A 21,791-nucleotide genomic window follows, 5' to 3' on the forward strand; every position below is an offset into this window, starting at 1 on the left:
TTACCGGCTGGCCTTCACTGGCCCGGGGAATCTGCTCGCGCGGGTTAGTTCGCCAGCAGCTGGCTGATGGTGACCGCGCGAAGGCCGCGCTGACGCAGCCCGTCCAGAACACGCGGCAGGGCGGTCAAGGTGCCGGGGTGGCCCAGGTGCAGGCTCACGATGGAGCCAGGCCGTACGGCGTGCAGGATGTTGCTCGTGATCGCCGCCGCGCCGGGGTCTGTGTAGTCGAGCGAGTCGACGTCGTAGGACAGGCATGTGGGGTAACCCGCCCGAGTCGCGAGCGCGCGGACCAGCGGAGTGGCGTGCGCGCTGGCGGAAGGGCGGAACCAGGAGCCGATGGATCCGGTCAGGTGGTGCAGGCGGGCCGCGCACTCGCGGATCTCCCGGTCGGCGTCGTGGGCGTTCATCGCGGAGATGTCGAGGTGGTGCATGGTGTGATTGCCCAGGTCGTGTCCGGCGCCGGCGACGCGGTCGGCGATCGACGGGGTCAGCCAGGTGCCGACGGCCAGGACCGTCGCGTGTGCCTCCTCCCGCTCGATCTCCCGCTCGATCGTGGTCAGGACCTGCTCGGCCAGCCGGGGGGCTCCGGCACCGTGGAAGGTCAGCGCCGCCAGGGGACGGCTGCGAGAACCGTGTACGACCTCCTGCGGCAGCCGCCGCGATGTCGCCGCCGCCGGGGGGGGAGGCAGTCGGCGTTGCCGCGCCTACCGAGGCCGCACTGCGGGATGGTGGCGGTGGGGGTGCACAGGCAGAAGCGGTCAGCGCGGTGGCGGCGGCCAGGAAGCGGCGTCGTCCGATCATCGGAACACTCCGGTGTGGCCTAGGGAGTAGCGTCCTGGCTGGGGGTAGACGCACAGGCCGTGCGGCCCGGCGCCCACCTTGAACTTTTCGAATGAGCTTGCCGGTCGAGGTGGAGATCACGGAGACCGATCCCTCGCCCCGGTTGGACACGTACAGGACGCGGGAGTCGCGGCTGACGTACAGGCCGTGCGCGCCCTTGCCCGTGCGCAGGAAGCCGGCCTTGGCGAAGGTGCGGGCATCCACTACGGCGGCCATTCCGGTGAAGCTGCCTTCGCCGGAGGCGGGAACCGCGGAGCAGGCCGTACCGAACGGCGCGTCGGCAGGCTCGGTGGCGGAGTCGGTGGCCATCGGCGCGCTGCTGACGGGGCCGGGGCGGCGCTGCTGCTGGCGGGGGCCGCGCCCGTGTCGGCGCTGCTGTCGCCACTGTTGCCGCCGCAGGCGGTCACGGACACGGCCAGGGCCAGCAGGGGCAGAGCAGCGGCAAGACGCTTGTTCCTGATCATCGCTGGAGAGGTTCCTTGTCTATTTGCGGACAGGTGAAGGGAGCAGCGGGTCAGGTGCCGGCCGCCGGCCGTCCGGGGCGAGGGAGGCGGCCAGGGTCGGTCCGCCCGACGGCACCGACGCCGAGGCGGGCCTTCACGGCGGCGATACCGCGGTCCCGGCCGATGGTCCCGGCGATGGCGTGGGACCCCCAGTCCCCGCAGAGGGCGTGATCGCGGCCATCGGCGGTTCCGCCTTTTGCTCGCGTGCCCTGCGATCTGCTCGGTCGGGGCGAGCGGGCCCACCCGGTGGCGGGCCCGCCGCTCGGTTACATGGCGGGCATGAGAACGGTGTCGATGATGTAGACGGTGGCGTTGCGGGTGGCCACGTCCCCGCAGACCACCCTGGCGTTGTTGATCTTGTAGGTGGTGCCGGAGCCGTGAGTGGTGACCTTGCCGCCCTGCAAGGTGGTGAAGCTGCCGCGCCGCAGGTCGGCGGGGGCCTTGCGGCCGGCGACGACGTGGTAGGTGAGGATGGCCGTCAGCATTTTCTTGTCGGCCAGGACCTTGGCCAGGGTCTTCTTGTCGATCTTGGCGAAGGCTTGGTTGGTGGGCGCGAAGACGGTGATGCCGTCGGCACCGTTGAGCGTGTCCACCAGGCCCGCCTTCTTCACGGCGGTGACAAGGGTGGACAGGGCGGGGTTGTTGGAGGCGGCGGTGGCGACCGGGTCGGCGGCCATGCCGGTGAAGCTGCCCTTGCCCGCGGTGGGCACGGCCGAGCAGGCAGGGCCGAAGGGACGCCGGGCCGCGCTCGGCTGCGCCGCGGTCACAGCCTTTGCGGCGGTGCCGGCGTGGTGGGTGGAGGCGAGCGCGCCGGAGCCGGTTCCGGTCATCGAGAGGGTCACGGCCAGGATGGGCAGCCCGGCGGCGACATGACGGATGTTCATGACATCTCCTGTGTTGTCTTGTGGATGGACGTGCTGAGGGGAGTTCAGGTGACGCTCACCAGGACCGAGTGCCAGCCGGTGGCGCCGTCCGGGATCGGCGGCAGCCGCTCGGCGGGCTGGGTGTGACCGGTGGCGTCCGTGGCGCGGACCTCGAGACGGTGTTGTCCGGGGGTGGCCTGCCAGGTCGTCTGCCATTGCCGCCAGGTGTCGGGGCCGGCGGAGGTGGCCAGGTCGGCCTGCCGCCAGGCGCCGCCGTCGATGCGGACCTCGACGGCGGCGACGCCGCAGTGTTGCGCCCACGCGGTCCCGGCGACGGTGACCGGGCCGGCGGAGACCTCGGCGAAGGGTTTGGGCACCTCGATGCGGGAGGCGGTCTTGATCGGGGCGCGTTCGGCCCAGCCGCGCCGGGTCCAGTAGGCGCGTTCGTCGGCGAAGCGGGTGAGTTTGAGGTCGGTGACCCATTTGGTGGCCGAGACGTAGCCGTACAGGCCGGGCACGATCATCCGCGCGGGGAAGCCGTGCGCGGGCGGCAGCGGAGCGCCGTTCATCGCGATGGCCAGCAGCGCGTCACGGCCGTCCAGCACCGACTCCAGCGCGGTGGAGGCGGTCCAGCCGTCGGCCGAGCGCGACAGGATCTGATCCGCCCCGCTCTGGATGCCGGCCTTGCGCAGCAGCGCCGCCAGATCCACGCCGAGCCAGCGGGCGTGACCGGCGTAGGGGCCGCCGACCTCGTTGGACACGCACGTCAGCGTGATGTCGCGCTCGCTCAGCGGCTGGGCCAGCAGGTCGGAGAAGGACAGTTCGACCGGGCGGTCGACCAGGCCGTGCACCCGCAGCGTCCACTCCTGGTGCGGCACGCGCGGGACGATCAGCGCCGTGTCGACACGGTAGAAGGCGTCATTGGGTGTGGTGAACGGGCTGAGGCCCGGTACGTTCAGGCTCACCGCGGCGGGTAGCGGTCTGGCAGGGTCGGCGGGGCGAGGGAGTACGAGGGCGCGACCGTCGGCGGACGACTGCCGGGCCGAGGTGATCGCCCGCCCGGCCCCACCGCTCAGCACGGCCAGCCCCAGCGTCGCGGCCCCACGGGTGAGCAGCGCCCGCCGCTCGGCGCCCCCCATTCGGGCCGGTTGCGCAGTGGAGGGAACGGGATGGCCGTGTCGCGCGAGGTCTGCCGGCGTGACCTGGCCGGCAGGCCGGAGACGCAGTCCGCGCCGCGTGTACAGCAGGGCGAACGTCCCGCACGCTGCCCCCACCGCGACGGGCAGGACGTCCGCCGGCCGCGCCCCCGGCCGTGACAGCGCCGCGGCCCCGGCGAGCGCCGCGAGCCCTGCCAGGGCTGTGATGGCCAGGCGCGGTCGCCGGGGCTCGGCCGTTCCGACGGCCGCAGCCGCGACCGCGATCACCCCTGCCAGCGTCAGGAGCAGGACCAGCTTGTCGGCAGCGCCGAAGGTGCGGATGGCGAAGTCCTTCAGCCACGCCGGGCTCAGGTCGATGAACACGGACCCCACCGCGAGCAGCGGACCGGCCTCGGGCCGGCCTACCAGCGCGGCGGCCAGCTCCGCGACCCCCAGCGCCAGCGCCGCGGCCAGCACGCCGAAGGCCGCCGATACCAGGGCCGCCGGCGCGGGGGTCGATGCGCGGGCCTCCGCATTGAGGGCCGGTGTCTCAGCAGTCACACCAGGGCTTCGGAGTCACCGCCGAAACGGATGGGTGCCACCTTCCCCCGACAGCCGGAAGGTCAGGCGGCGGGCATGTCCACCAGCAGCAACGGCATGCTGGTCGGCTGCCGCGAGCCGCCGGCCGGTTCTACCGTCACCCCCACCTGGCCCGCATCGGCCCTGATGGTGCTGAGTACCGGCAGGGTGCCGCCGGAGGTGCTGGAGGCGAGTAGGCCGGCTGAGGTGATCCGTCCCGGTGCGAGCTGCCACAGCTGGTAGACGCGGCCCTCTGGCGGATTGCCCAGCCCGGCCGCCCAGAACACCAGCGCGCCCTGTGAGCGCGACACCACCAGCGTGCCGTGCCCACGCCCGCTCCCGGCGGACGACACGGCGGCCGGGGCGGTGACCGCCCGGGCGTCATCCGCGCTCAGCACCGCGGCGATCTGCTGCTCCACGCGCCGGGCCTGCTCCAGTTCCTGACGTGCCTGCACAGTCGTCACGCCGAGCCCGGCCACCACGGCCAGCGCCGCCGCCACGCTCACCGCCGCCAGCCAGGGCCGCCACGTGACACGCCACACCCGCCGCGCACGGGATGCCGGCGGGACCGTCGGCGGCAGCTGACGCACCTGCTCGATCTCGGCCAGCACCCGCTCCCGCAGACCGGGCGGCGGCTCGGCCGCCACCGCCACGCCAAGGCGCGCGACCGTCTCGCCGAGCGTCGCCGTCTCCTGCGCGCACTCGGCGCACCCGGCCAGATGCCGCTCGAAACGGCGCCGCTCGCCCTCCTCGTCGATGGCATCCAGCGCGTAGGCACCCGCCAGGGTGTGCGGGTCGAAGCCGCCCTCTCGTGCCTTCATCGGTCTACTCCCAGGCAGTCGCGCAGCCGGATCAGTCCATCGCGCATCCGTGTCTTGACCGTCCCCAACGGCGCCTTGACCAGCTCGGCGACCTCCCGGTAGGAGTAGCCGCCGTAGTAGGCGAAGGTGACCGACTCGCGCTGCAGCTCGGTGAGATTGTCCAGGCAGCGGCGCAGCCGCTCGCCCTCCAGCCTGCCCACCACCAGCTCCGACACCTCATCGAAGGAGCACTGCGGCTCCAGCCGCGCGGCCCGCTCCTCCCGGTCGGTGCCCGCCTGAGCCGAACGCACCCGGTCGATCGCCCGCCGGTGCGCGATGGTCAGTACCCACGCCAGCGCCGACCCCTTGTCCGGCTCGAAGCGGGCGGCGCTGCGCCACACCTCCACCAGCACCTCCTGCGCCACCTCCTCACTGTGCGCCCGATCCCGCAACACCCGCAGCACCAGCCCGTACACCCGCGGCGCCAGCACCTCATACAACCGCTCGAACGCCCCGCGATCACCCCTGCCGACCGCCTGCAGCAACCCCTCCAGCCCTGGCGGGGAACCGCCTGGACGGTCCTCACCCACCGGCGACCGGTCACGCGCTCCCATACAGACCCTCCTGCCCCGACCGGCCCAGCACCAGCCACAACAGCTTCGGAGCCCGCCGCGTACCGGATGGGTGATAAACACCCGGCTTTCGTTGGTTAACGGCACGTCCGGCGGTGGGTTCAGCCCTGCGCTGGGGTTGTCCCCGTAGTGGGCATTCGGGTTCGGCCGGCTCGTTCGCGTCACCAGCCGCAAAGTATGATCCGCAAGTTTGGTCCTGAGCAGGGAAATACGGGGATGACCAGTCGAGAACCTGAGCCGCAGCTACCGTCGATGTATGGGCGCCAGACGTGACAGGTCCGAAGAAGGTCCCGTGATGGCGGTCGAGAGCGTCAGATGGGACCCCTACGGGTGCCTCTCGCCTCGGCCACGCGTGCTCGACCACGCCACGGTGGGCGCGGTCGAGTTGGAGCTGATGAGCGAGGGCGGGGCGTACTTCATCCGGCTCACGCCGAGCAACGGCGGGCCCGCCCTGGAGAGCGAGCGCGGCTTTCCGCCGAGGTGCACCAGGTCTGGCGCGACCTGACCGGCCGAACGTAGCGCGGGCCCGCCGGGGACGGCCTCCCCCCGGTGCCGTCCCCAGCGGTCCCATTCCTCAAGCCATAGGCTGAGGTCCCGGCACGGTGAGTGGCAGTGTTCCGCCGGGGCGGCCCCGCGCCTGCGTCGACTCTGGGAAGAACCGCAATGTCATGGTGCGGGGCGCAATGACCGAGATGCAGCATGCCGGGCCGGGCCCGGGGCAGATACTTGGCCCGCTGCGGGCAAGCCCCCTCCTCGACGCTTGGCCCGCGAATCCTTCATACCAGTTACCGCCCAAGCACGCTCAGTACCTGTGGCACAGCCCCCTGGGCGCCGTGATCACGGATGGGAGAGATGGTCCTGCCGAGCGGAGTGGCCGGCCTGGACCATCTCGCCTTATCGGGCGAACACCAGGCGCCGGGGCAGTCTCCGCTCCAGCAGCGTCGGGGCCGACCTGACGCGACTTCACCCCGCATCGGGCTGCCACCGCTGCGTTCCGGCGCCCCGGACACAGCCGTTACCCAGCAGCAACGGTGACCGCCCATCAGGCCCATCCGGACGACCGGCTCCGGGCCGGAGTAGTGACAACGTCCCGCTGGACTGATGCACTGGCGGCATGCGGCGTAAGGCTCTGAGCATGCGGCGGCTCAAACTGATCAGCGGGATCGCCTGGATACTGAGCTGGTTCTTCCTGTACCGCGAAATCTTCGTCTGGCACCACGTGACACCCTCCCTGCGCTTCAACCCGCCACCGCTGCCCTCCTGGGCGCCGCCCGGGACGCAGGCACACGCCGGGGGCTTCCTCATTACCGTGATGACGACCTCCGTCCTCGCCCCACTGGCCTTCGTCGCCGCGGTGATCCTCGACAAGATGCGGCACAGGCCCGTACGCGGGAAAAGCCATCCACCCCAAGACCGGGGGCAATGATCTCGCTGCGTGCAAGAGCCATGGCAACTGTGCGTGCCCGGGGTCTCCGCTGGCCTGGCTGCCCGCTGGACAACCGGCGCGACTACAGCTTCAACGAGCAGCACGCCGACCACTTACTGACGTACAAGAGGGCATCGCGACCATCAAAGGGCGACGCGGACGGTACGCGGAGTTACTCGTCGCTAGGAGCGGGGAGTCTGGCTTGCCCACCGGGGCCGTCGACGGAGCCAGCGCGGGGTTGCGGTGGCCGCGGCGAGCGCCTCGGCGAGGGTGCGATGGACGGGCAGGCGCCGCTCGGCGCCGGTGAGGCGAAGCACCCGGGCGGGCTCGGGCGGCAGCGCGGCCAGGCGGACCGCGCCGCCGTCGCATCCCACGTCCTGATGCAGGCGCCAGAGCGCCGTCAACCCGCTGCAGTCCATGAACGGGGTGCCGGTCGAGGACGACCTCATCAGATGGGCTGAGGCCCGGCTACGTGAGAAGCAGTGTTTTGGCGGGCAGCGTCTCTCCCCCTGCGCTGGAGCTGGGAACGGCTGCGAAGCCATGATGCGGGGGCGAGTACGGATGTGGAGCGTGCCGGGCCGGGGGCAACTTAGTTCCCCAGCGATCCGCCGGTAACCCCACAGCGGATTCCCCCAGGCCAGACGAAGTACCAAGGCCCGGATGGAGGCGCGGGTGGGAGGCCGCCCCTGGGCGCGGCGCTTGAACGTCCAGCGCCGCCGTACCAGATCGGCGTGCCAGCGCAGCAGCGTGCCTGGTGTCACGAACAACCGCCGACGACCGGCTGGAGACAGCAGCCGCGCCAGCGCGCTGATCAGCGCCCGATCCGCCCACGACGGCCGAGGCCTCGCCACCTGCCGACGCAACACCGCGAGCTGATGACGCAAGACCAGAATCTCCGCGTCCTTCGACTGCTGTGAGCGAGCCAGCAACACCAACCAACCCGCGAGCCGGACGAAGATCAGATAAAGCAACCGCAGCGCCATGAAGAGAGATCATGCCCGCCAGAACGGGAACGCCGAACCCCAGGTCAGCCCCAACGGCCGAGTTTCGGGCACCCACAAGCGATACCCAGCTCACAGCACGAAACCGGGTTTCCGAGCGGGACAGCGTGCCGGCGGTCTAGGTACGGCGCGCGAGGCCGATTTCGTGGTACCAGTTGATGAGGCTTGGCCGGTCGACGCTGCCGGGGTCGATAACCGTGTCCGGGGCGTCCCCGCGCAGCAGTCGCTTGATCGGGACTTCCAGTTTCTTGCCCGTCCGGGTGTGCGGGATGCCTGGTGCCGCGATGATCTCGTCGGGCACGTGCCGCGGGGAAGCGCGGCGCCGGATCGTTTCACGGATCCGTTGCCGCAGCGCTTCGTCCAGGGCGACTCCGTCGATCGTGGTCACGAACAACGGCATCCAGTAGCCGCCGTCGGCCTGCTCGACGCCGACGACGAGGGCTTCCTCGATCTCGTCGAGCGCCTCGACCGGCCCGTAGATGTCGCCGCTTCCCATGCGCACCCCGTGGCGGTTCAAGGTCGCGTCCGACCGGCCGTGGATGATCACCGAATCGCGGTCGGTGATGGTGATCCAGTCGCCGTGACGCCACACGCCGGGGAAGGTGCCGAAGTAGGCGTCGCGGTAGCGGGCGTCGCAGGGGTCTTTCCAGAACCGCACCGGCATGGACGGCATCGGACGTCGTACGACCAACTCTCCGACCGCGTTCCGCACGGGCTTTCCGTCGGTTCCCAGCGAGTCGAGCGCCACCCCGAGGCACGGTGCCGACAGTTCACCTGCCCACACCGGGGTGATCGGCGCCGCGCTGACGAACGCCGTGACCACATCGGTTCCGCCACTGCTCGACACTACTTGGACCCGGTGCCCGAGTTCGTGGGCAAGCCCGCGGTGCAGCTCCGCCGGGAACACCGATCCGGTGACTCCGACCCGCGCCAGCGCTCGCAGGTCGTGACCGGCGAGCCGGACGCCGGCTTTGCGGCAGGTCTCCAGGTATCCGGGACTGGTGCCCAGTACGGTGACGCGCAGGCGGGCGGCCAGGTCCCACAACCTGTCCGGGCGGGGGAAGGCTGGGCTGCCGTCGTAGCACACGACGGTCGCGCCCACCAGCAGAGCGCCGACGAGCGAGTTCCACAGCATCCAGCTCGGCGTGGTGTACCAGAGGATGCGGTCTCCCGCGCGCAGGTTCAGATGGAACGCTGAATGCTTGAGCTGCTCAAGCACGACGCCGCCGTGGCCGTGCACGATCCCCTTGGGACGGCCGGTGGTCCCCGATGAGAACAGCACCCACAGCGGATGGTCGAAAGGAACTCGCACGGGTGTCAGTTCCGCGTCGCCGCTGGTGACCGAGCGCCACGAGACTGCTCCGGGCACCGGGGGCGCGTCATCGATGACCACGGTCGCGGCCAAGGTCGGCAGCGCGGCGTGCAGGGCCGCCACGTCGGCGGCGCGATCGATGAAGTGCCCGCCGTGCGTGGTGCGGGTGGCGCTGATCAGCACCGTCGGCTCGAGCTGGGCGAACCGGGCCTGTGCGGCCGAGCCGGTGTAGTCCATGCCGCATACGGCCCAGATGGCGCCGAGGCTCGCGGTCGCCAGGAACGCCACGACCGCCTCCACCGAGTTCGGCAGGTAGCCCACAACCCGGTCCCCGGGCGAGACGCCCCATTCGGTCAGGGAGGCCGCGACCGAGGCGACCTGGCGGCGCAACTCAGCCCAGCTCACCTCGACGGGTTCGCCGTCCTCGGTGACCGCGACCACCGCGATGTCGCCATCATCGCGGCCGCGGAACACCTCCGCCGTATAGTTCAGGGTGCTGCCCGGGAACCACACGCTACCGGGCATCGCCTCGGTCGCCAACGCGGGTTGCGCCGGCGGGCGGGCAGGCAGTCCGAAGTAGTCCCACACCGCCGACCAGAAGCCGTCGACGTCCCGCACCGACCACTCCCACAGCGTCCGGTATCCGTCCGACAGGTCGTGGCCGATGCGTCCCGACGCGTACCGCGCGAACTCGGTGATACATGCCTGTTCCACCTCGCCCGGCGGCGGGACCCACAGCGGTTGCCCGGTCACTGTGCCTCCTCGGCGACCGCAACCGTGGTCTCGACGGCCTTCGCGGCGAGAGCTTCGAAGAGCGGCCGTCCGCCGGTCTCTGCGATCGTGACGAACAGCCTGCCTTCGCCGTCGCCGCAGCAGGCGATGGGAAATGCCGGGCCGGTGTCGATCGTGGTGATCAGCGTGTTGTCCCGGACCAGGGCGAGGGCATGTCCGGTGGTGGTCGCCACCCAGATTCCTCGCGGTGTCGCCCAAATCCCGTCAGGGCGGGCGTCGCTACCCACCAGAGCGGCGATATCGGCGTAGCGCCGCCGGTCACCGAGGCTTCCATCCGAGTCGACCGTGAAGGCCGTCAGCCGCTGTGCGTGGGTTTCGGCGACGATCAGCGTACGACCGTTGTCGAGGAAGGCGAGACCGTTGGGGAACTCGATGCCCTCGGCGGCGACGGTGGCCGAACAGTCGGTGGCGACCCGCAGCAGGCGTCCTGGCCGGGGTGGTTCACCGGCGTGCGCGGCGAAGCCAACGTCGTCGACGTACAGGTTCCCCTGCCGGTCACCGGCGAGATCACCCAGCGGGCCGATGGCCAGTGCGCTGAGATCCGCGTAGGTGTCGAACCGGTCACCGGTCCAGACGCCGATGCGCTTCTCGTGCATCATGGCGGCGGTGAGCCGGCCGTCGGGCAGAAACCATAGCCCGTTGGACGGCGAGTTCAGCGTTGTGGCTTTCCAATGTCCGTCGTGGTCCGTCCACAGCTTGCTGCCCTGAGTGTCGGACAGCCAAAGAGCACCCTGATGCCAGCGCGGTCCCTCACCCCAGGCCATCCCGGTGGCGTACTGCTTCATGCGCTCACTTCCTGGGGCACCAGGACGTGGGCCAGTGCCCTCGTCGCCTTCTCCAGCTCCGCGACATCGCGAGCGAGTGCGAACGTGTAGCGGTCCGGGCGGATGATGGCCGCGGTCGCCGAGTTCGCCGCCAGCCAGGCGTCGACAGCCGCGCCGGTGTCAGGGACGACCACGACACCGAGTTCCTGCCACAGGTCGGTGATCTCGGCCGCCACGGCGTGCCGGCCGACGACGGCGAAGTTGTAGCCGGTGACGTCATCCGACTTCGCACCATCTGCCGACCGGGGCTGGGGACCGAGTCCGGCTGGTTCCCCGGCGAGCCCGGGCCCGAGCGGCGGCCGGAGCGGCTCGAGGACCTGGGGGCGGGTAGGTTCCGGCGGGATCGCACCCGTACCGAAGGCCTCGATGAGGTTGGCCTGTCGTGCGGATTCGACGATGTGGGGCCGCACGTGCGGGGCACGCTCGCTTTCGTAGGTGTCGAGCAGGCCATCGGCGGCGCCCTGGATCACGGCGGCAAGTTTCCAGGCCAGGTTCGCCGCGTCCCGGAGCCCGGAGCACATGCCCTGCCCGAGCATCGGTGGCATCTGATGCGCGGCATCGCCGGCGAGGAGCAGCCGCCCTGATCGCCAGCCGTGTACGAGCCTGGCGTGCCACTCGTAGGTATCGGTGCGCATGATGCGGTAGCCGCCCGGTTCGATCCAGCGGCTGAGCGCGTCGTACACCGCCTGCGGGCGTTCGAGTTCGGTGGCGTCGTCCTCGGCGAGCAACATGAACTCGAACCGCAGCATCGGTGGGAAGATCGGCACGTAGGTGATGGAGCGCTGTCCCTCGCACAGAATGAAGCCGGCGGTCTTCGGCAGGGTCGGGGGGTGCTGGAACGGATGGATGTCGACGATGAGCGAGCGCTGCGTGCCATGCAGGTCCTCGATGTCGGCGTTCATGACCTGCCTGACAAACGAGTTCGCCCCGTCGGCCCCAACGGCGTAGGCGGCTTTGAGTGCCGTCACCTGGTTCGTCGCGCGATCCGACACCGTGAGGCTCACGGCGTCGGTGTCCTGGTCGATTGCGGTGACCGTCCAGCCCAACCACAGGTCGATGTTGGCGTCGCTCGCGAGCAGGCCCCGCAGCCGGGACTCGAAGTCGGGTTGATGGAACTGATAGTCGGTGTACCAACCCTGGCCGGACTTCTCATGGGGATGGGCGAATTCGAGGAACGGCGCACCATCCGGCCCGTGCAGGATCCACCCGGTCTGACGCAGGAACCGCTGCTCCATCTCAGCCGCGCCGAGCGTCTGCAGGGTGCGCATCGATTCGTCATCGAGATGCGTCGCCCTCGGATGGTGGCAGGCGATCCGGTTCGGGTCGATCGCCGCGACCCTGAGCCCCTTGAGGCTGAGCAGCCGGGCGAGGGCCAGCCCGACCGGCCCGCAGCCCACGACCGCGACGTCGTACGTGTCCATGATGATCTCTTTCATTGGCTCGGCTCGGCACGGAGGAAGCGGGCTTCCGCCTGGTGCGCAAGGACCTTTCGCGTACCGACGGCGACGGTGAGGATCGCGCCGACGAGTGCCGGTAGCGCGAAGAGGGCGAAGTTCCATCGCGGCGAGAAGCCGGCGGCGAGTATCCAGCCGCCCAGGGTCGGGCCGGCGATGGCGCCGATCCGGCCGATGCCCAGCACGACGCCGATCGCGCTCGCCCGGGCGCGCACCGGGTACGTGCGTGCGATGTGGACGTTGATGAGCCCTTGGACTCCCAGCACGCCCGCGCCGCCGATCATGACGATCAGGTAGAGAATCGCCGGTGCCGACTTGATGCTCAAGGCGGCGATCGCAGCTGCCGCGACAAGGAAGGACGCGATGATCGTTCCTTTCGACCCGGCGCGGTCGGCGAGTACGGCCATGGCGAGTCCACCGATGGTCGCGCCCAGGTTGAGCAGCATGAGGAAGGTCAGCGACGATCCCAGCGGGTAGTCCGCCGCCTGCATCAGTCGCGGCAGCCAGGTGTTCATCCCGAAGATGAGCAGGAACGAGCAGATCACCATGCCGCAGAAGAGGACCGTCGTGCCCAGGTATGGCGTCCGCAGCACGAGGCGCATCCCACCGTCCCGTACCGCTTCTGGTGACGGCTTCCCCTCGTACGCCGGCGATTCGGGCAACCAGCGGTAGGTCATGGGCAGCAGCACCAGCCCGGCGGCTGCGCCCACGATGTACTCCAGCCGGAAGTCGTGCCCGTGCAGGAATGCGTTGGCTGTCGCGGCGGCCAGCGAGCCTCCAATGGTGACTCCACACTGGACGATCGCGAACACCAGGTTCTTTCGGCTCACCGGTGCGAGCTCGAAGATCAGCGGGGCCATGGCGGGGTACACCGCACCCACCCCCAGCCCGACGACCAACCGCCCCGCGCCGAACATCTCCGGGCTCACGGCCGTCGCGCACAGGATCATTCCCAGCGAGACGAGCACGATGCTGACCAGCGTTGTGCTTCGTCGCCCGTAACGATCGGTGACCTGCCCGACCAGCAGTGCGCCGAACAGCATCCCGATGGGCGTGAGACTGCCCAACAGGCCCACTGTCGACAACGAAAGGTGCCATGGCTGGTAATTGAGCAGCATGGGCGTCGTGGCACCGAACGCGACGAGATCGTAGCCTTCCAGCGTCATGACGGCCAGCCCGATCGCCATGCCTGTCCACGGCAGGGAAGGGGCGGGCCCCGGTGATGATGGCGTGCTCACGGACGGACTCCTTAGTCCTTGACGATCACGGCTTCAGGCGCAGCAACCGCTCGGCGTTGACGTGACTGATCTTGGCCCGGTCGGCGTCGCTGATCGGCGCCTGCTCAAGGAACCGGACGGCCTCGGCGGTGTCTTCGAACGGATAGTCGACGGCGAACATGATGGCGTCGGCGCCGATGGCCAGGACGGCGCCGGCGAGCGCGGCCGGGGAGCAGACCCCGCTGGTGGTGATCAGGATGTTGCCGCCGAAGTACTCCGAGGGCTTCCGGGCGAGTGGCCGGTGTTCCTGCCGGGCGTACCGGGAGTCGAGCCGCGAGAGCTGGAACGGCAGGAACTCCCCCATGTGGCCGAGGATGAGCTTGGCGGAAGGATGCCGGTCGAAGACCCCGCCGAAGACGAGCCGGAGGGCGTGTCCACCGGTCTCCGCGCCCCAGCTCCACAAGGGCCCTTGGAGCTCGGGACGGCCGGCGAGCACTCGCCACGGCTCGGCCGGGGGCGCACCCGGGTGGAGGTAGAGCGGCACGTCGAGCTCCTGCAACGCTGCCCACACCGGTTCGTAGCGCTGGTCGTCGAGGTAGGTGCCCGTGGTGTGGTCATTGACGAGAGCTCCGCTGAGCTCGAGCGTGCCCACGGCGCGGTGGAGTTCGGCCACCGCGGCCTCGGGGTCCTGCAACGGCAGGGCGGCCAGGCCGCGGAACCGGTCCGGGTGCCCGGCGATCATGTCGGCCAGGTGGTCGTTGGCCGCCCGGGCGTCCGCGACCGCTTGCCGGGCGTCCGTCAGGCCCTGGATGCCGGGGGCGGTCAGCGACAGCACTTGCATGTCGATGCCGTGCTCGTCCATGTCGGACAGTCGCTGTGTCGTGTCGTCGCACAGTCGCCGTCCCCAGTCCTTGATCCAGTGAGCAGCGGTCCCGGTCTTGGGCACCGGGAACCTGGCCTGCAGTCGGGGGATGGCGAACGCCTCTTCCATCGCGATGTGGCGCACAGTGCTCAGCTTCCTTCCAGATGCGCACCGGTCATGTACGCGGCCAGGTCCTCGGGGTTGAGGAACGACGGCGGGACCGGCGGCCCCCATGCGAAGAGCGCCTGGATGCCGTCGAACGACCGCGGGGTCCAGAGCTGGTCGTCCACGATGGCGTCCATGTCGGCGTAGTACTCGGCGAAATTTCCGGCGGGGTCCTTGAGGTACCAGAAAAAGTTCGACCCGATGTGGTGCCGCCCCAGTCCCCACACGTGGCGTTCCGGATGCTCGGCGAGCATGCTCATGGCACCACGGCCGACGTCGTCCACATCGGGCACCTGCCATGAGGTGTGGTGCAGGAAGTTGATCGGCGCCTGCTGGACCAGCAGATTGTGGTGATCGGTGGAACACCGCAGGAACGCGGCCCGGCCCGGCACGACGTCGCTGACCCTGAACCCGATGCCGTCCGTGAAGAACCGCTGGGTCGCCTCCTGGTCGACCGTCCCGATCACGACATGACCCAGCGCGAGGGGCCGCACAGGACCGGTCCGGGACAACACGGGCGCACGCGTGCCGGCCCGGTCCAGTCTGCCGGGACCGTTGTACGGGGTAGCCGGTACCGGAATGCGCGCCAGCCGGGGCTCGACAACGACTTCGACCGCGATGTCCGCTATCGGTTCTGTCGCGCGCAGGCTCGCCCCGTCTTGCTGAATGGGGACGTCCAGCCGTTTCAGATTCCCGGTGATGCGGCCGAGATCGTCGATGTCGTCGACGGCGATCGTCATGCCCAGCAAACGGCGGATCCTTGCGGGCTGGAGGACGAACTGCTCTCCGCCCTCGACCGTGGCGAATCTGCCCGGCGTCAGCTGTTCCAGCCCGAAGTCGACGTAGTAGCCGGCCGTCCGGGCGACGTCGGGCACGCCGACCGTCAGCGACTTCAACCTGTGCAAGGCCATGGACCTGCTCCTCTCACGCGGCGACGCAGCTCTGCCGAAGCTGCCCGATGCCTTCGATCCGGGTGACCACCTCGTCGCCGGGGCGGAGGAAACGCCGGGGAGTACGCGCGGCCCCGACGCCCGCCGGCGTGCCGGTGAAGATGAGGTCGCCGGGCAGCAGCGGGCACACCGCCGACAGGCGGGCGATCAGCTCACCGACCCCGAAGACCATGGACGATGTGCGTGATTTCTGGACGCTTTCGCCGTTGATCAGGCACTCGATCTCGAGGTCATCGGGATCGGTGAACTCGTCCGCGGTCACCAGGACCGGCCCGGTCGGGGCGAAACCCGGAAACGACTTGCCCAGCGAGAACTGCGGGACCGGCCCCGCGGACTGCACGATCCGCTCAGAGAAGTCCTGTCCCACGGTCAGTCCAGCCACCTGGTGCCAGGCGTCCTCGGCCGCGATCCGCTCCGTCCGGCAGCCGATCACCACCACGAGCTCGGCTTCCCAGTCGACGAACTCGCTGGGCAGTCTCAACTGCGTCTGCGGTCCCGTGACGGACGTGACGAACTTGGTGAACGTGGCGGGCGACTCCGGCAACCCGAGCCGCGATTCTTCGGCGTGGTCACGGTAGTTCAGCCCGATGGCGAACACCTGCCGCGGTGCCGGCGACGGGCCCCCGGCGGGTTCCGCGGGTGCGGCCGGCCCGTCGGGCGCCTCCTTCGCCCACTCCACGAACTCGGTCCAGCGCTCGAAGACCGCGAGTGGGTCGGCGGGAAACCTCCCCGCGCTCGCTCGCTCGACATCGATCACGTTCTCGCCGGTCACCAGGCACATTCGGCCTGACCGCGTGGTCGTTCTCATTCCCGGTTTCCGTCCCTCGTTCTATCGATTCTCGGGAATCTAATGAAATATCGAGATTTTTGCAAGAACACGGGATCCAGTACGATCCATGACATGACTCGCAGCACGACCCGCGTCGAGGACGTCTATCAGCGGCTTCGCGCGGACATCCTCAACGGTCGCCACGAACCCGGATCTCGGCTGCGGGTGGAAGCGCTCAAGGACCACTACGGCGCGAGCAGCGGCGTGCTGCGCGAGGCGCTGCCCCGCCTGGTCGGTCAGGGGCTCGCCACTTTCGCGCCGCAGCAAGGGTTCCGGGTCATGGAGATCTCCCCAGCCGCGCTGCGAGACCTGACCGACGCGCGGGTCGTCATCGAGACGCACGTGGTGCGTGAGGCCCTCGAGCACGGGACCATCGAGTGGGAGTCCGACCTGCTCGCCGCCCACCACAGCCTCGCCCGCACGACCTTCGCCGACGAGGACGGCGCGATCAACGAATCGTGGCTGAGCGCGCACGCCCGTTTTCACGAGACCCTGTTGGCGGGCTGCCCCAACTACCACCTGCGCGAGGTGGCGTCCCAACTCCGCGACTCCGCCGAGGTTTACCGGTGCTGGGCCCGCACTTCGACCGAGCGCAGCCCTCGGGACGTCCCGGCCGAACACAAGCTCATCTGCGAACGCGCCATCGCGCGAGACGTCGAGGGTACAGTCGAAGCACTGCGCGAGCACATCGAGCTCACGACGACGTTGATGCTCCAGCAGCGATGATCCTCATGCTCGCCGTCCTCCATCGATCGACATGGCGATCCCGGTGACGTAGGACGCGTCGTCCGAGCACAACCAGACCGCCGCCGCGGCGACCTCCTCCGGTGTGGCCAGCCGCCCGAGCGGCGTGATCGCCTCTTGCCGCGCGATCATGTCGGTGTCACCCGCGAACTTCTCGAACCCCGGCGTTCGTGTCGGTCCGGGACAGACGGCGTTGACCCGGATGCCCTCCGGCGCGTAGTCGACCGCGGCGACCTTGGTGAGGCCGACGATGCCGTGCTTGGCGGCCACGTAGGCGGTGGCCTGCGGGATCGCGTACAGGCCGCCGTTGGAGGCGATGTTGACGATCGCCCCACCGCCACTGAGCAAGGGCAGCTCGTACTTCATACACAGGAAGGTCCCTGCCAGGTTGACGTGAACCACTCGCTCGAACTCGGCCAGAGTCGTCTGGTCGAGCTTCCGGTGCGAAGCCAGGCCGGCGTTGTTCACGGCGAAATCGAGGCCACCGAACGCGGCGACCGTGCGCTCGACGGCCGCCCGCACGGAACCTTCGTCGGCGATGTCGATGGTGGCGGCCAGCGCTGTCCCGCCGTCCCTGCTGATCATCTCAGCGGTCTCGGCCGCGGTGTTCTCGTCGATGTCGAGCACGGCGACCAACGCCCCTCGCCGAGCCAGCTCCACCGCTGTCGCGCGGCCGATCCCACTGCCCGCACCGGTGACCAGCCCGGCCTTCCCGATCACGATGCCACCGGCCTTTCGATGCATGCATGATATTGATCGACCTGACCGGCCGATAGGGACAGGCCGACTGGAACGACCCTTGAATCACTCATCATGCTTGGATTCTCGCGACGTTCTACGCCGACGTCCAAGACCGATTCGACACTCGGCGATAACCTGGAGGCATGGTTGATCTGGAGACTCGCGAGCTCGAACACTTCCTCATGGTCGCCGACGAACTGCACTTCGGCCGGGCCGCCGTACGGCTCTCGATCGCCCAGCCGGCACTGTCGAAGACGATCCGCCGGATCGAAACCCGGCTCGGCGTACCGCTGTTCATCCGCACCAGCCGCCACGTCGAACTCACTCCGGCCGGAAAGGCGCTCCAGGAGCACGGACGACACGCGCTCAATGCGATCAGCGCCGCCGTCCGCAACGCCCGACGGGCCGACGACACCCAGGCCCACCTGCGGCTTGTACTCAAACCCGGCGGCGACGCCGGCCTGCTGTCGCCTATCCTGGCCGGCTACGCGCACGAGCCTGACGCCCGCCGGGTCGACATCCTGTTCAGCGGCCCCGCCGACCGCACGGACTTCCTGCGCGACGGCCGGGCCGATATCGGCCTGCTCTACGTTCCGTTCGACCCCCTCCACGGGCTTGCCCACGAGACGCTGCACACGGAGGGCCGCGTCGCCATCGTCCCCTCCGGGCACCGACTCGCCGAGCGGGACACGGTTCAACTGTCTGATCTGCGCGGTGAGACATTGCCCCGCTGGAAAGGGGTTCCCGGAGGCGACGGCACCGGCCCTGAGGTCGCCGACGTGATCCAGCTGTTGCTCATGATCGCGGTGGGCCGGATGATCGGAGTGCTGCCCCGCTCGCTGGTCAACCCCGTCCCGGCCGGGGTCGTCTGCGTTCCCGTGACCGACGCACCACCCAGCCGACTCGTGCTCGCCTGGAACGAGCACGACCACCGGCCCCTGGTCGCCTCGTTCGTGGCCGCCGCACTCAACGCCACGCGCCTCGTCACCGCCGACGCTACGACAAGAGAGCCCCGATCTCGGTCGCGGGCCTGCCGGTGTGCAGACTGATCAGATTCGCGATCAGCTCGTCCAGGGGCGGCCAGGGGAGGGCCCCGTGGTCGTTGTAGAGGCTGACCAGTCCGTGCAGCGCGATCCAGAGCATGAGTCCGGCCTGCCACTGGCGCTCGGCGGTCCGCGTCTCGTCGGCATCGGCGACGGCCGACAGGGACTCGACGACGGAGCCGAGCAGGTCGACCCCGCCACCGTGGGCTGACACAGCGACAAGGTCGGCCGGCATCCGCCCACCGAAGAGGGTCCGGTAGTGGCCGGGGTGATCGACTCCCCAACGCGCATAAGCCTCACAGCGGGCCACGAGGTCGGACAGCGGGTCCGGGGAGGATCGCGCAGCCTCGTCCATCATCCGGGCCAGTTCCTCGTAACGCAGCCGCAGCACGTGCTCGATGAGCGCGCTCAGGTCCGGGAAATGGCTGTAGATGCTGGCCGGCGCAACGCCCACCTCACGAGCGACCTGCCGCAGCGTCAGCGTTTCCGGCTGGTCGAGGGTGGCCAGCAGCTTCGCCGCGGCATCCACGAGCTGGGCCTTGAGCACCTGCCCCTGGCCTCGCGGGTTACGACGGCGGGTGGCGGCCCGCTCCGGAGACGACACCCGTTGCCCCCTTCGGACCAGTGTGAGCGGTTTCACCAACAGCTGTTCACCTTACCGTCCTCATCTCCTTGACCCTACTAACCAACGCTTGTTTACTTAGGTCGCCAACACTTGTTCAGTTAAGGATGGAGCACCATGCGCATAGCAGTACTCGGCGCGTCCGGGCGAGTCGGCCGCCTGCTTGTCGACCAGGCACTCGAGCGGGGCCACCAGGTGCTGGCCCTCGTCCGCAACCCTGAGGGGGGCACCGTGCCCGCGTCGCGGCAAGTCGACATCCGCCAGGCCGATGTCTTCTCACCCGAGACGTTCCCCGCCCTGGACGACGTCGACGTGACCGTCTCGGCCATCGGCATCAGCAAGGGCGACGGTCCAGGCGCGTTGGTCGCCGGGGCAAAGCTGCTCGCCGCGCCACCCATCCCCACGGTGTGGCTCGGGGCGCTGGGAGCGGGCGCGTCGAAACGCGCAGGCGGGCTGATCTACCAGGCGGTGATGCGGATGGCGGTCGGCGCCGAACTGGCCGAAAAGGCCGAGGCCGACCGGATCGCCCTCGAGGGCGGCGCCACGGTATTTCATGCTCCCGACCTCACCAACGGTCCCATCAGTCCAAACCGCCGCCTGGTGCCTCTCGCGGAGCTGCGGCGCCCACTGCTGCCGCCGAGGATGTCCCGCGCCACCGCGGCCGCGCTGATGCTGGACGAGGTGGAGACCGGTAGCCACCGTGGCGGAATCGTCGTCCCACTGGGCTGATCGCCGGGTAACGGCCCGGCGCCCACGGAGGTGCGGCGTCCCGACGCATCTGCCTGAGGCGGATTTGAGGGCGGCCACTGACCATGCCCGCAGCGCGCCGTCCACGCCGCGAGCACGATCATCCACCTACTGGCGTCGCCGGTCTGGTGACGGGCGTTGGAACAGACCACCAGACGCCTGAAAGGGGCGACGTGGCGCAGCTACTGGATCAACTCATCAATCTCGTCCGGTGCCATGCGCGCGGCACCGGACCGTGCTGCGGCGCGCAGAGCGCGCCACGGGTGCCACCCGGAGAGCCATGCCTAAGTGGTCCAGTTCGTAAGTCATTCGAGGGTTCACGCGGTCGCTTGTAGTGCGGCAGGCTGGTTGCCGCAGCCAGCGGGCTGCTGGGGGTGGTGCCCCTTCTGTTCGTGTCGCTCGATCCGCACCATCAGGTCCTCGAGATCGGCCGGGGTGAACTTCCATCTGAAGGGCCGGGCGGTCTCGTTGTAACGACGCTCGAAGGTGATCAGCCGGTCTCCGACCTGGTCAAGACCGGTGAAGTCGTTGGGTGTGACAACCTTGCGCTGCACGATGGAGAAGAAGATCTCCACTTGGTTCGGCCAGGACGCGTGCACGGGGGTGTGGACCATCACCGCGTTGGGAAACCGGGCGGTGAGCCGGTCAGCGGCTGCCTTGCCACGATGGGAGGAACCGTTGTCCACGACCCAGAACACCCGCCGGGCGGAGGCGTACGGTTCTCGCGTCATGACCTGCTCGACCAGGTCCATGAACGGGATGATGCCCGTTTTGGGCGAGCAGCGCCCGAACACGTGGGCCCGGTGAACATCGTAGGCGGCCAGGTAGGCCAGCGCATCGTTCGGGTGGTGCCGGGCGGCAGGGTGGGATGGCAGCGGCAGCGGGCCTGGATGGAGGTCTTCTCATCGGAGGAGATCACGTACTCGTTGCCGGTCAGGGGTTGCCCTTCCCAGATGCGCTGGTAGAGGCCGAGGACGCGGGCGGCCTTGGTGGCGAAGTCGGGGTCGCGGATGAACGCCCAGAAGGCGTGCTGCCAGGGCTTGAGCACGTCGGCGGCCAGGATCCGGCGGACGGTCGAGGCGGACATCGCGGCGATGCCCCGGCGGGTCGCTTCGCGGGCCAGGTCGGTGCTGCTCCAGCGGGACAACGGCATCCCGGTCTCGGCCGGCAGCTGGCAGGCCAGCGCCGTCACCTCAGCCCGCTGGAGGGGGGTGAAGCGGGGTGGCCGACCCGTGCGGGGCCGGTCTTTGAGCCCGTCGATACCCTGGTCGGCGTAGCGGCCACGCCACCGGCGGACGGTATCGAGGTGGACCCGCTGTCGCAGGGCGATACGGGCGTTGGAGTAGCCGTGCGTGGCATCCAGCACGATTCGGACGCGGACGACCTGCTGGTAGGGGGCCGTGTGAGAATGGGCCGGCTTCTTCAACCGCCGCCGCTCGGAGGCGGTCAAGACGATCTGGCGGGCGCGGGGGACGGGCACGCGGAACGCTTTCCATGATCTTACAAGGGCCCTGCTACTTTGCTCCGATCCCCACCGTCCGGGGTGTGATCGACACGCCGGACGGCAAGATAGGGCTCATGCCCGCCATCCCGGAGTCGACCAAGACCTCCCTGGCCCAGCGACTGCACCAGCACGCCCGCGATCGCTGGCCTCAACTGGCAGGATTGCACGTCCGCTACCACGGCCGGTTCGCCTACGTCGAAGGCGA

Annotated in this window: 22 protein-coding genes; 5 read left to right on the plus strand and 17 right to left on the minus strand. The window is 69.5% G+C overall.

Annotation, left to right across the window (positions count from 1 at the left end; translation table 11 throughout):
- Positions 1–44 precede the first annotated feature (44 nt).
- The 5 genes from ACWDX9_RS11225 to sigK all read right to left on the minus strand — a co-directional run bounded on the left by ACWDX9_RS11225 (position 45) and on the right by sigK (position 5,335).
- Positions 45–689: a polysaccharide deacetylase family protein gene (locus ACWDX9_RS11225; RefSeq protein WP_449951869.1), complete on the minus strand. Its 645-nt coding sequence runs from the start codon at positions 687–689 to the stop codon at positions 45–47.
- A 920-nt stretch (positions 690–1,609) separates the two neighbouring features.
- Positions 1,610–2,227 (minus strand): fasciclin domain-containing protein, encoded by a 618-nt coding sequence (locus tag ACWDX9_RS11230; protein ID WP_449951796.1) that lies wholly within the window; start codon positions 2,225–2,227, stop codon positions 1,610–1,612.
- A gap of 44 nt (positions 2,228–2,271) precedes the next feature.
- On the minus strand, positions 2,272–3,903 hold the full coding sequence (locus tag ACWDX9_RS11235) for a molybdopterin-dependent oxidoreductase (RefSeq protein ID WP_449951799.1): 1,632 nt from the start codon (positions 3,901–3,903) through the stop codon (positions 2,272–2,274).
- 62 nt (positions 3,904–3,965) lie between these two features.
- Positions 3,966–4,742, minus strand: a complete 777-nt coding sequence (locus tag ACWDX9_RS11240; RefSeq protein WP_449951802.1) for an anti-sigma factor — start codon at positions 4,740–4,742, stop codon at positions 3,966–3,968.
- Positions 4,739–5,335: an ECF RNA polymerase sigma factor SigK gene (gene sigK, locus ACWDX9_RS11245; RefSeq protein WP_449951806.1), complete on the minus strand. Its 597-nt coding sequence runs from the start codon at positions 5,333–5,335 to the stop codon at positions 4,739–4,741. The genes ACWDX9_RS11240 and sigK overlap by 4 nt, the downstream gene beginning before the upstream one ends.
- A gap of 274 nt (positions 5,336–5,609) precedes the next feature.
- On the opposite strand from sigK, the gene ACWDX9_RS11250 reads away from it, so the two are divergent.
- Both ACWDX9_RS11250 and ACWDX9_RS11255 read left to right on the plus strand, forming a co-directional pair.
- Positions 5,610–5,858, plus strand: coding sequence for a hypothetical protein (locus ACWDX9_RS11250; RefSeq protein WP_449951808.1), 249 nt, complete (start codon positions 5,610–5,612; stop codon positions 5,856–5,858).
- Positions 5,859–6,467: 609 nt separating this feature from the next.
- Complete coding sequence (locus tag ACWDX9_RS11255) at positions 6,468–6,779, plus strand: hypothetical protein (RefSeq protein WP_449951810.1); 312 nt, start codon at positions 6,468–6,470, stop codon at positions 6,777–6,779.
- A gap of 182 nt (positions 6,780–6,961) precedes the next feature.
- Here ACWDX9_RS11255 and ACWDX9_RS11260 read toward each other — a convergent pair whose 3' ends face one another.
- The 8 genes from ACWDX9_RS11260 to ACWDX9_RS11295 form a co-directional block, all read right to left on the minus strand.
- Complete coding sequence (locus ACWDX9_RS11260) at positions 6,962–7,762, minus strand: STAS domain-containing protein (RefSeq protein WP_449951813.1); 801 nt, start codon at positions 7,760–7,762, stop codon at positions 6,962–6,964.
- Between the two features lie 136 nt (positions 7,763–7,898).
- Entirely contained in the window at positions 7,899–9,845 is a 1,947-nt protein-coding gene (locus tag ACWDX9_RS11265) for an acetoacetate--CoA ligase (protein ID WP_449951816.1), read from the minus strand.
- Positions 9,842–10,669 (minus strand): SMP-30/gluconolactonase/LRE family protein, encoded by an 828-nt coding sequence (locus ACWDX9_RS11270; protein ID WP_449951819.1) that lies wholly within the window; start codon positions 10,667–10,669, stop codon positions 9,842–9,844. The genes ACWDX9_RS11265 and ACWDX9_RS11270 overlap by 4 nt, the downstream gene beginning before the upstream one ends.
- Positions 10,666–12,129 carry a bifunctional 3-(3-hydroxy-phenyl)propionate/3-hydroxycinnamic acid hydroxylase gene (locus ACWDX9_RS11275; RefSeq protein ID WP_449951823.1) on the minus strand — a complete coding sequence of 488 codons (1,464 nt, stop codon included), beginning with the start codon at positions 12,127–12,129 and terminating at the stop codon, positions 10,666–10,668. The genes ACWDX9_RS11270 and ACWDX9_RS11275 overlap by 4 nt, the downstream gene beginning before the upstream one ends.
- A gap of 11 nt (positions 12,130–12,140) precedes the next feature.
- On the minus strand, positions 12,141–13,349 hold the full coding sequence (locus ACWDX9_RS11280) for an MFS transporter (protein WP_449951825.1): 1,209 nt from the start codon (positions 13,347–13,349) through the stop codon (positions 12,141–12,143).
- A gap of 76 nt (positions 13,350–13,425) precedes the next feature.
- The gene (locus ACWDX9_RS11285) at positions 13,426–14,385 is read right to left on the minus strand and encodes an amidohydrolase family protein (protein ID WP_449951827.1); all 960 of its coding nucleotides are present in this window, start codon (positions 14,383–14,385) and stop codon (positions 13,426–13,428) included.
- A 5-nt stretch (positions 14,386–14,390) separates the two neighbouring features.
- Positions 14,391–15,317: a VOC family protein gene (locus tag ACWDX9_RS11290; protein ID WP_449951830.1), complete on the minus strand. Its 927-nt coding sequence runs from the start codon at positions 15,315–15,317 to the stop codon at positions 14,391–14,393.
- A gap of 13 nt (positions 15,318–15,330) precedes the next feature.
- A complete protein-coding gene (locus ACWDX9_RS11295; RefSeq protein ID WP_449951872.1) occupies positions 15,331–16,137 on the minus strand; it encodes a fumarylacetoacetate hydrolase family protein in 807 nt (268 codons plus the stop codon).
- Positions 16,138–16,257: 120 nt separating this feature from the next.
- Here ACWDX9_RS11295 and ACWDX9_RS11300 point away from each other — a divergent pair, with 120 nt between their 5' ends.
- Positions 16,258–16,911, plus strand: a complete 654-nt coding sequence (locus ACWDX9_RS11300; protein ID WP_449951833.1) for a GntR family transcriptional regulator — start codon at positions 16,258–16,260, stop codon at positions 16,909–16,911.
- Between the two features lie 3 nt (positions 16,912–16,914).
- Here the strand turns inward: ACWDX9_RS11300 and ACWDX9_RS11305 are convergent, their stop codons facing one another.
- On the minus strand, positions 16,915–17,673 hold the full coding sequence (locus ACWDX9_RS11305; RefSeq protein ID WP_449951837.1) for an SDR family NAD(P)-dependent oxidoreductase: 759 nt from the start codon (positions 17,671–17,673) through the stop codon (positions 16,915–16,917).
- Positions 17,674–17,813: 140 nt separating this feature from the next.
- Here ACWDX9_RS11305 and ACWDX9_RS11310 point away from each other — a divergent pair, with 140 nt between their 5' ends.
- Complete coding sequence (locus ACWDX9_RS11310; RefSeq protein ID WP_449951840.1) at positions 17,814–18,719, plus strand: LysR family transcriptional regulator; 906 nt, start codon at positions 17,814–17,816, stop codon at positions 18,717–18,719.
- Here the strand turns inward: ACWDX9_RS11310 and ACWDX9_RS11315 are convergent.
- Complete coding sequence (locus ACWDX9_RS11315) at positions 18,667–19,260, minus strand: TetR/AcrR family transcriptional regulator (RefSeq protein WP_449951843.1); 594 nt, start codon at positions 19,258–19,260, stop codon at positions 18,667–18,669. The genes ACWDX9_RS11310 and ACWDX9_RS11315 overlap by 53 nt on opposite strands.
- 192 nt (positions 19,261–19,452) lie before the next feature.
- Between ACWDX9_RS11315 and ACWDX9_RS11320 the strand changes: the two genes are divergently transcribed.
- On the plus strand, positions 19,453–20,064 hold the full coding sequence (locus ACWDX9_RS11320; protein WP_449951846.1) for an NAD(P)-dependent oxidoreductase: 612 nt from the start codon (positions 19,453–19,455) through the stop codon (positions 20,062–20,064).
- Between the two features lie 335 nt (positions 20,065–20,399).
- Here ACWDX9_RS11320 and ACWDX9_RS11325 read toward each other — a convergent pair whose 3' ends face one another.
- Both ACWDX9_RS11325 and ACWDX9_RS11330 read right to left on the minus strand, forming a co-directional pair.
- Positions 20,400–20,876: a transposase gene (locus ACWDX9_RS11325; RefSeq protein WP_449951849.1), complete on the minus strand. Its 477-nt coding sequence runs from the start codon at positions 20,874–20,876 to the stop codon at positions 20,400–20,402.
- On the minus strand, positions 20,810–21,562 hold the full coding sequence (locus ACWDX9_RS11330; protein WP_449951852.1) for a helix-turn-helix domain-containing protein: 753 nt from the start codon (positions 21,560–21,562) through the stop codon (positions 20,810–20,812). Before ACWDX9_RS11330 ends, ACWDX9_RS11325 begins: the two co-directional genes overlap by 67 nt.
- Between the last annotated feature and the right edge of the window lie 229 nt (positions 21,563–21,791).

This window comes from Nonomuraea sp. NPDC003201, assembly GCF_053590415.1.